This is a genomic window from Pantoea sp. X-Soil-ISGK-285 (assembly GCF_059730815.1).
Window position 1 is genome coordinate 14,133 of the sequence record NZ_AP035938.1, and the last position, 13,116, is coordinate 27,248.

General features: G+C 56.4%; 11 protein-coding genes. 9 read left to right on the forward strand and 2 right to left on the reverse strand.

Translation table 11 applies throughout. The annotated features are described in order from the left end of the window. The first annotated feature begins 162 nt into the window (after positions 1 to 162). The 6 genes from pstS (at position 163) to AC6I8B_RS00095 (ending at position 6,059) form a co-directional block, all read left to right on the forward strand. On the forward strand, positions 163 to 1,206 hold the full coding sequence (pstS, locus tag AC6I8B_RS00070; protein ID WP_010258875.1) for a phosphate ABC transporter substrate-binding protein PstS: 1,044 nt from the start codon (positions 163 to 165) through the stop codon (positions 1,204 to 1,206). Between the two features lie 87 nt (positions 1,207 to 1,293). Then, complete coding sequence (pstC, locus tag AC6I8B_RS00075; protein ID WP_022624789.1) at positions 1,294 to 2,256, forward strand: phosphate ABC transporter permease PstC; 963 nt, start codon at positions 1,294 to 1,296, stop codon at positions 2,254 to 2,256. Beyond that, on the forward strand, positions 2,253 to 3,143 hold the full coding sequence (gene pstA, locus AC6I8B_RS00080) for a phosphate ABC transporter permease PstA (protein WP_010258878.1): 891 nt from the start codon (positions 2,253 to 2,255) through the stop codon (positions 3,141 to 3,143). Before pstC ends, pstA begins: the two co-directional genes overlap by 4 nt. Positions 3,144 to 3,187: 44 nt before the next feature. Next, a complete protein-coding gene (pstB, locus tag AC6I8B_RS00085) occupies positions 3,188 to 3,961 on the forward strand; it encodes a phosphate ABC transporter ATP-binding protein PstB (RefSeq protein WP_010258879.1) in 774 nt (257 codons plus the stop codon). A 17-nt stretch (positions 3,962 to 3,978) separates the two neighbouring features. Then, positions 3,979 to 4,713 carry a phosphate signaling complex protein PhoU gene (gene phoU / locus AC6I8B_RS00090; RefSeq protein ID WP_010258881.1) on the forward strand — a complete coding sequence of 245 codons (735 nt, stop codon included), beginning with the start codon at positions 3,979 to 3,981 and terminating at the stop codon, positions 4,711 to 4,713. Positions 4,714 to 4,820: 107 nt separating this feature from the next. Then, entirely contained in the window at positions 4,821 to 6,059 is a 1,239-nt protein-coding gene (locus AC6I8B_RS00095; RefSeq protein ID WP_010258883.1) for an MFS transporter, read from the forward strand. Between the two features lie 166 nt (positions 6,060 to 6,225). On the opposite strand, the gene xylB is transcribed toward AC6I8B_RS00095, so the two are convergent. Next, complete coding sequence (gene xylB, locus AC6I8B_RS00100) at positions 6,226 to 7,668, reverse strand: xylulokinase (protein ID WP_497817544.1); 1,443 nt, start codon at positions 7,666 to 7,668, stop codon at positions 6,226 to 6,228. A gap of 17 nt (positions 7,669 to 7,685) precedes the next feature. After that, entirely contained in the window at positions 7,686 to 9,008 is a 1,323-nt protein-coding gene (gene xylA, locus AC6I8B_RS00105; protein ID WP_003849568.1) for a xylose isomerase, read from the reverse strand. Between the two features lie 344 nt (positions 9,009 to 9,352). Here xylA and xylF point away from each other — a divergent pair, with 344 nt between their 5' ends. From xylF to xylH, 3 genes are read left to right on the forward strand one after another with little or no spacing between them, the layout of a single operon-like run. Next, complete coding sequence (gene xylF, locus AC6I8B_RS00110) at positions 9,353 to 10,345, forward strand: D-xylose ABC transporter substrate-binding protein (protein ID WP_497817545.1); 993 nt, start codon at positions 9,353 to 9,355, stop codon at positions 10,343 to 10,345. A 28-nt stretch (positions 10,346 to 10,373) separates the two neighbouring features. Continuing rightward, positions 10,374 to 11,894, forward strand: a complete 1,521-nt coding sequence (locus tag AC6I8B_RS00115) for a xylose ABC transporter ATP-binding protein (protein ID WP_497817546.1) — start codon at positions 10,374 to 10,376, stop codon at positions 11,892 to 11,894. Further along, positions 11,887 to 13,071 (forward strand): xylose ABC transporter permease XylH, encoded by a 1,185-nt coding sequence (gene xylH, locus AC6I8B_RS00120; protein ID WP_497817547.1) that lies wholly within the window; start codon positions 11,887 to 11,889, stop codon positions 13,069 to 13,071. The genes AC6I8B_RS00115 and xylH overlap by 8 nt, the downstream gene beginning before the upstream one ends. The last annotated feature ends 45 nt before the right edge of the window (positions 13,072 to 13,116 follow it).

Sequence of the window (13,116 nt, forward strand, 5' to 3'; positions counted from 1 at the left end):
GGTGGGCCCCGTCGCGGGCCCACTTTGCTCTGGTCCTCTGTCATATAACTGTCATATTTCGTACATTTCACTGTCATCAAACTGTCCTATTTTCCCTCCTGCAGCAATCACAGATTCTTACTAAAACGGCCCCAAGCCTGACTTTTCTCCCCTGGAGGGAATATGACACTGATGCGTAGCACCGTAGCCCGAATCCTCGCCACCACCTTCGCCGTAAGCGCGGTATCTGCTTTTGCGGCAACCGATCTCACTGGCGCAGGCGGGACGTTCCCGGCGCCGGTTTATGCCAAGTGGGCAGCAGAATATCAAAAAGCCACCGGTAGCAAAGTTAACTACCAGGGTATTGGTTCATCTGGCGGCGTGAAACAGATCATCGCTAAAACCGTCGATTTCGGTGCGTCCGATGCGCCAATGAAAGATGAAGATCTGCAGAAAAATGGCCTGTTCCAGTTCCCTACCGTGATCGGTGGCGTGGTACTGGCGGTTAACCTGCCGGGTATCAAGTCAGGTCAGCTGACGCTGGATGGCAAAACCGTCGGTGATATCTACCTCGGCACCATCAAAAAGTGGAACGACCCGGCGATTGCCAAACTTAACCCAGGCGTGAAACTGCCAGAGACCAACATCAACGTAGTACGTCGCGCTGACGGTTCAGGCACCTCGTTCGTCTTCACCAGCTATCTGGCGAAAGTGAACCCGGACTGGAACAGCAAAATTGGTAAAGGTAACACCGTTAACTGGCCGGTCGGTCTGGGCGGCAAAGGCAACGACGGCGTCGCCGCGTTTGTTCAGCGTCTGCCGGGTTCAATCGGCTACGTGGAGTACGCCTACGCCAAACAGAACAACCTGACCTACACCAAACTGATCGATGCCGATGGCAAAGCGGTCGCCCCAAGCGAAACCAGCTTCAGTAATGCCGCGAAAGGCGCTGACTGGAGCAAATCGTTCGCGCAGGATCTGACCTTCCAGAAGGGCGCTGATGCCTGGCCAATCTCGTCAACCACCTTTATTCTGATCTACAAAGATCAGGCTAATGCGGCCAAAGGCGCTGAAGTACTGAAATTCTTCGACTGGGCTTACAAAAGCGGCAGCAAAACCGCCACAGCGCTGGATTATGCTGCGCTGCCAGAGAGCGTGACTGAACAGATTCGCGCCGCCTGGAAAGCCAACATCAAAGACAGTTCTGGTAAAGCGCTTTATCAGTAATTGACCGACCCTGACCGGACAGCAGTCCGGTCAGACTCAACGGGCGGCGTCATGCCGTCCTGATAACTTCTGAAGACTGAGACTTCTATGGCTGCAACGAAGCCGGCATTCAAAGCCCCAGGCAAACAAGGTGACAGAATTTTTGGCGCGCTGGTCAGGCTGGCTGCGCTGATTGTCCTGTTACTGATGGGCGGCATTATTGTCTCCCTGATCATCTCCTCGTGGCCCAGCATCCAGAAGTTTGGTTTCGCCTTTTTGTGGACCAAAACCTGGGATGCGCCCAACGAACAATTTGGTGCACTGGTACCGATCTACGGCACCCTTGTGACCTCCATTATTGCCCTGATTATCGCAGTACCGGTGAGTTTTGGTATCGCGCTGTTCCTGACCGAACTCGCGCCAGGCTGGCTGCGTCGCCCGCTGGGCACCGCCATTGAGCTGCTGGCGGCCATTCCCAGTATTGTTTATGGCATGTGGGGTCTGTTTGTTTTCGCGCCGCTGTTTGCCGAATACTTCCAGACACCGGTCAATGACGTGCTATCGGGCATTCCGATTGTCGGCGAGCTTTTCTCCGGCCCCGCTTTCGGTATCGGCATCCTCGCGGCGGGTGTGATTCTGGCGATCATGATCATCCCTTATATCGCCTCGGTGATGCGCGACGTCTTTGAGCAGACCCCGGTGATGATGAAAGAGTCAGCCTACGGCATCGGCTGCACCACCTGGGAAGTGATCTGGCGCATCGTACTGCCCTTTACCAAAAATGGCGTGATTGGCGGTGTGATGCTCGGACTGGGTCGTGCGCTGGGTGAAACCATGGCGGTGACTTTTATTATCGGCAACACCTACCAGCTCGACAGCCCGTCGCTGTTTATGCCGGGTAACAGCATCACCTCGGCGCTGGCCAACGAGTTCGCTGAAGCGGAATCGGGCGTGCACGTCGCCGCGCTGATGGAGCTGGGACTGATCCTGTTTGTGATTACCTTTATCGTGCTGGCGATTTCAAAGCTGATGATTATGCGGCTGGCGAAAAGTGAAGGAGCGCGCTCATGACCACAATTGAAATTCAGGCGCGCGCCGAACTGGACGCATCACGCCGTAAAATGCAGTCCTGGCGCAGCACTAAAAATAAAATTGCGCTGACGCTGTCGCTGCTGACCATGGCTTTTGGCCTGTTCTGGCTGGTGTGGATCCTGTTCACCACCGTATCGCGCGGCGTGGATGGGCTCTCCTGGTCCCTGTTCACTGAATCAACGCCACCACCCAATACCGCAGGCGGCGGGCTGGCTAACGCCCTGGCGGGCAGCGGATTACTGATTTTCTGGTCTACCTTCTTCGGCACACCGCTGGGCATCATGGCGGGTATCTATCTGGCGGAATATGGGCGCAAGTCGCCACTGGCAGAAGTGATCCGCTTTATTAACGACATTCTGCTTTCGGCACCCTCGATTGTGGTCGGCCTGTTCGTCTACACCCTTGTGGTATCGCAGATGCAGCACTTCTCCGGCTGGGCCGGGGTGATTGCGCTGGCGCTGCTGCAGGTGCCGATTGTGATTCGTACCACCGAAAACATGATGCGACTGGTGCCAGACAGCATGCGTGAAGCGGCTTACGCGCTGGGTACGCCCAAGTGGAAGATGATCGCGTCTATCACCCTGAAAGCGTCGGTCTCCGGCATCATCACGGGTGTGCTGCTGGCGATTGCCCGCATTGCAGGTGAAACGGCACCGCTGCTGTTTACGGCATTGTCGAACCAGTTCTGGAGCACCGACATGATGCAGCCGCTGGCGAACCTGCCGGTCACCATCTTTAAGTTCGCCATGAGCCCGTTCGCCGAATGGCAGAGCCTGGCCTGGGCAGGTGTGCTGATTATTACCCTGTGCGTGCTGGTGCTGAACATCGTGGCGCGGGTGATTTTCGCCAAAGGTAAACACGGTTAATTTCCGGCGCGGCCCTGTGCGGCGCCGTATAAGAGAGATGAATTATGAGTATCGCGACAGCATCAGCCGATAAAATTCAGGTCCGTAATCTGAACTTCTATTACGGCAAATATCATGCGCTGAAGAACATCAATCTGGATATCGCTAAGAATCAGGTGACTGCGTTTATCGGGCCATCGGGCTGTGGTAAGTCGACCCTGCTGCGGACCTTCAACAAAATGTACTCGCTCTATCCGGATCAGCGGGCTGAAGGGGACATTCTGCTGGATGGCGAAAACATTCTGGCGACTCAGCAGGATATCGCGCTGCTGCGCGCCCGGGTCGGCATGGTGTTTCAGAAGCCTACGCCGTTCCCGATGTCGATCTATGACAACATCGCCTTTGGCGTTCGCCTGTTTGAAAAGCTGTCGCGTGCAGATATGGATGCGCGCGTACAGTGGGCGCTGACCAAAGCCGCGCTGTGGAATGAAACCAAAGACAAGCTGCATCAGAGCGGTTACAGTCTCTCCGGCGGCCAGCAGCAGCGTCTGTGCATTGCCCGCGGTATCGCGATTCGCCCGGAAGTCTTACTGCTGGATGAGCCCTGCTCTGCGCTTGATCCTATCTCTACTGGCCGTATTGAGGAGCTGATCACCGAGCTGAAACAGGATTACACCGTGGTGATCGTGACGCACAACATGCAACAGGCTGCACGCTGCTCTGACCATACGGCTTTCATGTATCTGGGCGAACTGATTGAGTTCAGCGATACCGACACGCTGTTCACTAAACCCGCCCAGAAGCAAACCGAAGATTATATAACTGGCCGCTACGGCTGATCTGACAGGAGATCGACATGGATAATCTTAATCTGAATAAGCACATATCCGGTCAGTTCAATGCCGAGCTGGAGCATATCCGTACCCAGGTGATGATCATGGGCGGTATGGTCGAGCAGCAGCTGACCGATGCGATTACCGCCATGCATAATCTGGATGGCGAACTGGCGCAGCGGGTGATCGACGGTGACCAGAAGGTCAATATGATGGAAGTGGAGATTGATGAAGCCTGCGTGCGCATCATCGCCAAACGTCAGCCAACCGCGATCGATTTGCGACTGGTGATGGCGATCATCAAAGCCATTTCTGAGCTGGAACGGATTGGCGACGTGGCGGAGAAGATCAGCCGCACGGCGCTGGAGAAGTTTGGTCAGCAGCATTTGCCGCTGCTGGTCAGCCTTGAGTCGCTGGGTCGTCACACCGTACAGATGCTGCATGATGTGCTGGACGCTTTTGCACGCATGGATCTCAACGAAGCGATCACTATCTACCGTGAAGATAAAAAGGTGGATAAAGAGTACGAAGGCATTGTGCGTCAGCTGATGACCTACATGATGGAAGATCCGCGCACCATTCCCAGCGTGCTGACGGCGCTGTTCTGTGCCCGCGCCATTGAGCGTATCGGCGATCGTTGCCAGAACATCTGCGAAATCATCTTCTATTTCGTCAAAGGTCAGGATTTCCGTCACGTTGGCGGCGACCGGCTCGATGAATTACTGTCGGGCGACGACGGCAGCAACAGACCTTCCTGATAAATCTTCTTCCTGCGCCTGATCGGCGCAGGGATAAGCCTTTTCAATTGGTCACATCCTGAACTCTCTCTATAATTGCGGCACTTTTCTTTATGAGGTGCGCAACGATGTCCCCTTCTCCCCAATCTAAGCCCGGCGTAACGCCAGGCAAAGCGATGCTGGCTGCGGTCAGCGGTTATGCCATGGATGGATTTGACCTGCTGATACTCGGCTTTATGCTGCCGGCTATCAGTGTTTCGCTGGCGCTCAATCCATCACAGGCGGGATCGCTGGTGACCTGGACGCTGATTGGCGCGGTTATCGGTGGCATTGTATTTGGTCATCTCAGCGACCGCTATGGCCGCATCCGCATGCTCACCGTCACGATTCTGGTCTTCTCGGTCTTTACCGGCCTGTGCGCGGTGGCGCAGGGCTACTGGGATCTGCTCGCGTGGCGAACGCTGGCGGGTGTCGGTCTGGGTGGCGAATTTGGTATCGGCATGGCGCTGATTGCCGAAGCCTGGCCGGCGGAGAAGCGTAATCGCGCATCAGCGTGGGTTGGCATCGGCTGGCAACTCGGGGTGCTGATGGCGGCCTTTATCACACCGCCGCTGCTGACTATCATCGGCTGGCGCGGCATGTTTCTGGTCGGCTTGTTGCCTGCGCTGGTCTCGTTTGCCATTCGTCGCGGCATGGGTGAACCGGAGGCGTATCAACGGCAGGTTAAACATGTGCCGTCACTCTCTTTTCCGGCGCGCCTGAAACTGCTGGTGCGCGATCGCGCCACCGCCAAAGCCAGCCTGGGCATTTTTATCCTCTGTTCAGTACAGAACTTTGGTTACTACGGGCTGATGATCTGGATGCCGAGTTACCTCTCCTCCAGCTTTGGCTTCAGCCTGACGAAGTCGGGCCTCTGGACCGCGGTGACCGTGGTCGGGATGACCTTTGGCATCTGGCTGTTTGGCGTACTGGCCGACCGCTTCGCACGCTGGAAAATCTTCCTGCTCTATCAGTTTGGCGCAGTAGTGATGGTGGTGGTTTATGCTCAGCTGCGCGACCCGAACATCATGTTATTTACTGGCGCGATCATGGGGATGTTTGTTAACGGCATGATTGGCGGTTATGGCGCGCTGATTTCCGATACTTTTCCGCCGCAGGTGCGTGCCACCGCGCAAAACGTCCTGTTCAACCTTGGCCGCGGTGTGGGCGGCTTCGGCCCGGTGGTGATTGGTCTGCTGGCGAGCCAGTTCTCGTTTACGGCGGCGATTACCCTGCTGGCGCTGATTTATCTGCTGGATATTGCGGCGACGCTGTTCCTGCTGCCGAAGAAACAGGGTCAGGAAGATACGCTGGGCGCGATTGGCTGATGCTACCGTGATGGTATGGCTGGAGTAAGTATCATTCCGGCCATTCCGGGTCAGTAATATGGCTCACGATCACCTGTTCTGCCTTCATTACCCCTGGCATTACATGGCAGGGGGGATCCGTTAACAGGCGATTTAAATCCATAACAGGCAGAGCGTTCTCGCAGGTTTACTTCATCAGCGGCAGGAGCTGTTGATAAAGCGTCGCAAAGGTCTCCCGACGCGGCTGGTAGTGTGCTACCCGGGCCGGATCCGGCTGGTGTCGCTGCACCAGAACCGGGGTCGGCACGGTGATCTCTGCATCCAGCGCCTGCTGCGCCAGCCTGGCGGCTCCCAGCGCCGGGCCAACTTCCCCGCCATGGCAGTAATCCAGCGTCTGGCCGCTGATGTCTGCCAGCATCTGACGCCACAGTGCACTGCGTGCGCCGCCGCCGATCAACATAATGCTCTTTGGCTGAACGCCGCAGTCGTGCAGCGCGTCCATGCCCTCCGCCAGCGCAAACCCTACGCCTTCCAGCACCGCTCTCGCCAGCTCGGGACGGCTATGCTGATGGGTAAAGCCAAAGAAAGCACCGCGGGCATTCGGGTTATTGTGCGGCGTGCGCTCACCGGAAAGATAGGGCAGAAACCACTGGCCGGGCAGGTCATCGCGTGCGCGTTCAGCTTCAGCCAGCAGCTCAGGAACATCTCTGCAACCGGTCAGCGTCGCTGCCCAGTCCAGACAGGAGGCTGCGCTGAGCATCACCGACATCAGATGCCAGCGCTGGGGTAACGCATGACAGAAGCTGTGTACCGCGCGCTGCGGATTGCTGAGATAGCCGTCGCTCACCACGAAGTAGACGCCCGACGTACCCAGCGACAGCATGCCCTGACCTGGTTCGGTCATGCCGACACCAATCGCACCCGCAGCATTGTCGCCACCGCCCGCCGCCAGCGGCACGGCGTTCATCTTCCAGCGTGTGGCCAGTTCGGCATGTAATGTGCCGGTCAGGGCATTGCCCTCATAGAGTTGCGGCATCTGATCGCGGCTGAGGTCGCAGGCGCGCAGCATCACATCGCTCCAGTCACGCCGTGCCACATCCAGCCACATTGTGCCTGCTGCATCTGACATATCAGTGGCGAAGTCGCCACTCAATCGCCAGCGCAGGTAATCTTTGGGCAACAGCACGTGAGCGATCTGATTGAATATTGCCGGTTCATGTTGCTGAACCCACAGCAGCTTAGGAGCCGTGAAGCCGGGCATCATCAGGTTGCCGGTGATCGCCCGCGAATCCGGCACCTTCTGTTCCAGCTCACGGCACTGCGCCTCGCTGCGCCCATCATTCCAGAGCATGGCCGGTCGTAATACCTGGTTTGTACTGTCGAGCAGCGTTGCACCATGCATCTGTCCGCTCAGCCCGATGGCCTGCACCGCGCGCAGATCCTGCTGCGCGCTCAGCGCCTGCATGGTCAAATCCAGCGCCTGCCACCAGCTTTCGGGATCCTGCTCGCTCCACAATGGCTGCGGACGCGAAACCTGCAGCGGCGCTGTTTCCGTCGCCATCACATTGCCTTGTGCATCCATCAGCACCACTTTGACGCCAGAGGTGCCTAAATCGATCCCGATAAACATGCTCTGCTCCTGAGGGGTTAGAAATCAAACAGGTAGTGATTTACCAGATTTTCCAGCTGCTCCTGACGTCCGCTCTGATGCTGCGGATTGAGCTGCTGCTGCTGAGCATGCGCCGCCAGCGCCTCCAGTGAAAACTCGCCTTTCAAAATTTGCTGGCCGAACTCACCATTCCAGCCGCTGTAGCGCTGTGCCACACGCTTATCGAGTTCACCGTCGCTGATCATGCGAGCGGCGACTTTCAGCGCCAGCGCCATGGTATCCATCGCGCCAATATGACCGTAAAAGAGATCATATTTATCAGTGCTCTGACGACGCACTTTGGCATCAAAGTTTAAGCCGCCAGTGGTAAAGCCGCCCGCCTTGAGGATTTCGTACATCACCAGCGCATTCTCTTCCACGCTGACCGGGAACTGATCGGTATCCCAGCCGCACTGCGGATCGCCGCGGTTGGCATCCACTGAACCAAAAATGCCCAGCGCAATGGCCGTCGCAATTTCATGATGGAAAGAGTGACCCGCCAGCGTGGCGTGATTCGCCTCAACGTTAACCTTGATCTCTTTCTCCAGACCGAACTGTTTCAGGAAGCCATAAACCGTCGCGACATCATAGTCATACTGATGTTTGGTCGGCTCCTGCGGTTTCGGTTCGATCAGCAGCGTTCCCTGGAAGCCAATTTTGTGTTTGTGCTCGACCACCATCTGCATAAAGCGACCAATCTGCTCGCGCTCCTGGCGCAGATCGGTATTGAGCAGGGTTTCGTATCCTTCGCGTCCGCCCCACAACACATAGTTTTCGCCGCCCAGGGTTTTGGTCGCCTGCATGGCGCTGCAGACCTGCGTCGCTGCCCAGGCAAAGACTTCAGGATCGGGATTGGTAGCAGCCCCGGCTCCGTAGCGTGGATGGGTAAAGCAGTTGGCCGTGCCCCACAGCAGTTTCACGCCGGTCTCCTGCTGTTTCTCCAGCAGTTTATCGGTCATGGCGGCAAAATTCTCTTTGTAGCTGTGCAGCGAATCGCCTTCTGGTGAGACATCAACGTCATGGAAGCAGTACCACGGCACATTCAGCTTGTGGAAAAACTCAAAGGCCACATCCGCTTTCAGTTTTGCCTGCTGCAGCGCATCTCCGCTTTTCTGCCACGGACGATCAAAAGCGCCGACACCAAACATATCCGCGCCATTCCAGCAGAAGGTGTGCCAGTAACAGGCGGCAAAGCGCAGATGCTCCGCCATGGTCTTGCCGAGGATCACCTCATCGGGATTGTAGTGGCGGAAAGCGAGAGGATGAGTCGACTGGGTGCCTTCATAACGAACCCGATCGATCTGATCGAAATAAGCGTGCATGGTTTGCTCCTTAGCATCAGTACCCGAATGGCCTGCGTTGAAGCAATATTTGATATTGGCTGCTGCCTCAGCTCAATTACGATATTTCACTACGGGTGTCAGATAATTATTATTTGTGCGCTGGCTCGCAAAATAATGTTATTTACGGGGTGGTTTATCATTATCGCTCTCTTGTCCGAAAAAGATGAAACCTCGATCGCGCTCATAAAAAATGAAATAAACCAAAAAACGTAATAGCCGGATAAAAATCAGTAATTGCTGTAACAGGAAAATAAGGGCAACAATTCATCCGCCTGGTTTATAGGCCTGAAACGACAATAGCCTCAACCTACAGGATGATCACAATGAAGATGAAACATGCACTGCTCGCCGCCTGTGCGGCGCTGGCGCTGTTCAGCCAGACCAGCGTGGCAAAAGAAGTGAAGATCGGCATGGCGATTGACGATTTGCGACTCGAACGCTGGCAGAAAGACCGCGACATTTTCGTAAAACAGGCTGAGACGCTGGGCGCGAAGGTGTTTGTTCAGTCAGCCAACGGCAACGAAGAGACACAGATGTCGCAGATTGAAAATATGATCAATCGCGGTGTCGATGTGCTGGTGATTATTCCTTACAACGGTCAGGTATTGAGTAATGTTGTCGCTGAAGCGAAACGGGAAGGCATTAAAGTGCTGGCGTATGACCGAATGATAAATAATGGCGATATCGACTTTTATATCTCTTTCGATAATGAAAAAGTGGGCGAACTGCAGGCCGAGAGCATTGTGAAACAGGTGCCTAAGGGCAACTATTTTTTAATGGGCGGCTCGCCTGTGGATAATAACGCACGCCTGTTTCGTGCCGGACAGATGAAGGTGTTAAAACCCTATATTGATAACGGCAGCATTAAAATTGTTGGCGACCAGTGGGTCGATGCCTGGCTGCCGGAAAATGCCCTGAAAATTATGGAAAATGCCCTGACCGCCAACGGCAACCATATCGATGCGGTCGTGGCCTCTAACGATGCCATCGCAGGCGGCGCGATTCAGGCGCTGAGCGCGCAGGGGCTGGCAGGAAAAGTGGCGATCTCCGGTCAGGATGCCGATCTGGCAGCCATTAAGCGTATCAAAGCGGGCACCCAGACCATGACGGTTTACAAACCGATCACCGAGCTCGCCACCGAAGCGGCGAAAATTGCCGTCGAGCTGGGCGAGGGCAAAACACCTGCCAGCAACAGCACGCTGAACAATGGTCTGAAAGAGGTTCCGTCACGGCTGCTGAAGCCGATTCCGGTCAACAAAGACAATATTGAAAGCACCGTGGTGAAAGACGGTTTCCACAAACAGAGCGAACTCTGACTGCGCATAGCGTGAGGGAGAACAGTCGATGCTGCTGGAAATGAAAAATATCACCAAGCGTTTCGGTGCCGTGAAGGCGCTGAATGATGTCAGCCTGCAACTTGAGGCGGGCGAAGTGATGTCGCTGTGTGGTGAGAATGGCTCGGGCAAATCGACGCTGATGAAAATCCTGTGCGGACTCTATCCGCACGGTGATTTTGAAGGGCAGATTCACTTCTCTGGCGACGACATTCAGGCGCAGACCATTCGCGATACCGAGCGTAAAGGCATTGTGATTATTCATCAGGAGCTGGCGCTGGTGCGGCAACTGACGGTGATGGAGAACATTTTCCTCGGTGCCGAACTGAGCCGTTTCGGCATGGTGGATGATGAAACCATGACCCTGCGCTGCCAGCAACTGCTGGCGCGGGTCGGGCTGAATGTCTCTCCCGCCACCCGGGTCGGTGAGTTAGGCCTTGGGCAGCAGCAACTGGTGGAGATTGCCCGCGCCCTTAACAAACAGGTCCGGTTGCTGATTCTGGATGAGCCGACCTCTTCCCTGACGGAGCAGGAAACGGACGTGCTGCTCGGCATCATCCGCAATCTGCGTGAACACGGCATTGCCTGCATCTACATCTCGCACAAGCTGAATGAGGTTAAGGCGATCTCCGATACCATCTGCGTGATTCGTGACGGCCAGCATATTGCTACCCGTCCGGCAGCGGGCCTGAGCGAAGATGACATCATCACCATGATGGTAGGACGCGAGCTGACCGCGCTCTATCCCCACGCGCCGCATCAGATTGGCGACGTGATACTGAAAGTTGAAAACCTCACCGCCTGGCATCCGGTTAACCGCCACATCCGCCGCGTTAACAATGTTTCGTTCTCTCTCAGACGCGGTGAAATCCTCGGCATTGCCGGGCTGGTAGGCGCAGGCAGGACGGAAACGGTGCAGTGTCTGTTTGGCGTCTGGCCAGGACGCTGGCAGGGCGATATCTGGATCAATGGCAAACAGGTCAACATCACCGATTGCCGCGCCGCTATTGCGCACGGCATCGCTATGGTGCCGGAAGATCGTAAAAAAGATGCCATCGTGCCGCTGATGGCGGTGGGCAAAAATATTACCCTGGCGGCGCTGGACCAGTTCAGCCACCGGCTCTCAACGCTGGATGAAGCGCAGGAGCAGCAGGCGATCAACGACGCGATCGGTCGGCTGCGGGTGAAAACCTCCTCATCAGAACTGCCGATTGGCCGTTTGAGCGGCGGCAACCAGCAGAAAGCGATTCTGGCGAAATGTCTGCTGCTCAATCCAAAAATCCTGATCCTCGATGAACCGACGCGCGGCATTGATGTGGGCGCACGTCAGGAGATCTATCTGCTGATCAATGCACTGGTTCAGCAAAGTATCGCGGTGATTGTGATTTCCTCTGAGCTGCCGGAAGTGCTGGGCCTGAGCGATCGGGTGCTGGTGATGCATGAAGGGCAGATCAAAGCCGATTTGATTAACGATAACCTGACTCAGGAGCAGGTGATGGAAGCTGCCCTGCGGAGTGAACATTATGCTTAAAAGTGAAAGTACCCAAAGCCGCCTCTCCGGCACGCCGGGCAAACCGTCACCGGGCAGGTTCACACTGCCTAATTTGCAGGTTCTGGTGATGCTGGGCGCAATTGTGCTGATTGCCCTGTTCTTTACCTGGACCACAGACGGCTCGTGGCTCAGTGCGCGTAACGTCTCCAACCTGCTGCGTCAGACCGCCATCACCGGCATTCTGGCCGTGGGTATGGTGTTCGTGATTATCTCGGCGGAGATCGACCTGTCAGTCGGTTCTATGATGGGCCTGCTGGGTGGCGCGGCGGCGATATTCGACGTCTGGCTCGGCTGGCCTCTGCCGCTGACCATCGTGGTAACGCTGGTGATGGGATTACTGCTTGGCACGTGGAATGGCTGGTGGGTGGCCTACCGTAAAGTGCCTTCGTTTATCGTGACGCTGGCGGGGATGCTGGCTTTCCGCGGTGTTCTGGTCGGAATTACCGATGGCACTACGGTTGCGCCGATCACGCCAGGCATGTCGCAGATTGGTCAGAGTTATCTGCCGGGCGGCGTCGGTTTCGGCTTTGGCTTTGCCGGTCTGGCGTTGTTTATGTTGTGGCAGTGGCGGCTGCGGCTGCGTCGTCAGCAGCTCGGACTGGCGCAGGGCGCAGCCAGCGGCACCGTCGGGCGTCAGGCGATCACCGCCATCTTAGTGCTGGGTGCCATCTGGTTGCTCAACGACTATCGCGGCGTGCCGACCCCGGTGTTACTGCTGGCCGTGCTGTTGCTGGCGGGCATGTTTATGGCAACCCACACCGCGTTTGGCCGTCGTATCTACGCCATCGGCGGCAACATTGATGCTGCGCGCCTGTCTGGCATTAACGTGGCGCGCACCAAGCTGGCGGTGTTTGCCATCAACGGTGTGATGGTGGCGATTGCCGGGCTGATCCTCAGTTCACGGCTGGGCGCAGGCTCGCCGTCGGCGGGTAACATTGCGGAACTCGACGCTATCGCCGCCTGTGTGATCGGCGGCACCAGCCTGGCGGGTGGCGTGGGTTCGGTTGCGGGCGCAGTCATGGGGGCGTTTATTATGGCCTCGCTGGATAACGGCATGAGCATGATGGATGTGCCGACTTTCTGGCAGTACATCGTCAAAGGCGCGATTCTGCTGCTGGCGGTGTGGATGGATACGGCAACGCGGCGTCGGGTGTAATCGCGCGGGCGATCACATTGTGGCGCAAACAATTTTTTTGCCCCT

Bases quoted from the DNA above. Each gene is read 5' to 3' on its own strand.
- pstS (WP_010258875.1), top strand. From the start codon at position 163: ATGACACTGATGCGTAGCACCGTAGCCCGAATCCTCGCCACCACCTTC.
- pstC (WP_022624789.1), top strand. From the start codon at position 1,294: ATGGCTGCAACGAAGCCGGCATTCAAAGCCCCAGGCAAACAAGGTGAC.
- pstA (WP_010258878.1), top strand. From the start codon at position 2,253: ATGACCACAATTGAAATTCAGGCGCGCGCCGAACTGGACGCATCACGC.
- pstB (WP_010258879.1), top strand. From the start codon at position 3,188: ATGAGTATCGCGACAGCATCAGCCGATAAAATTCAGGTCCGTAATCTG.
- phoU (WP_010258881.1), top strand. From the start codon at position 3,979: ATGGATAATCTTAATCTGAATAAGCACATATCCGGTCAGTTCAATGCC.
- AC6I8B_RS00095 (WP_010258883.1), top strand. From the start codon at position 4,821: ATGTCCCCTTCTCCCCAATCTAAGCCCGGCGTAACGCCAGGCAAAGCG.
- xylB (WP_497817544.1), bottom strand. From the start codon at position 7,668: ATGTTTATCGGGATCGATTTAGGCACCTCTGGCGTCAAAGTGGTGCTG.
- xylA (WP_003849568.1), bottom strand. From the start codon at position 9,008: ATGCACGCTTATTTCGATCAGATCGATCGGGTTCGTTATGAAGGCACC.
- xylF (WP_497817545.1), top strand. From the start codon at position 9,353: ATGAAGATGAAACATGCACTGCTCGCCGCCTGTGCGGCGCTGGCGCTG.
- AC6I8B_RS00115 (WP_497817546.1), top strand. From the start codon at position 10,374: ATGCTGCTGGAAATGAAAAATATCACCAAGCGTTTCGGTGCCGTGAAG.
- xylH (WP_497817547.1), top strand. From the start codon at position 11,887: ATGCTTAAAAGTGAAAGTACCCAAAGCCGCCTCTCCGGCACGCCGGGC.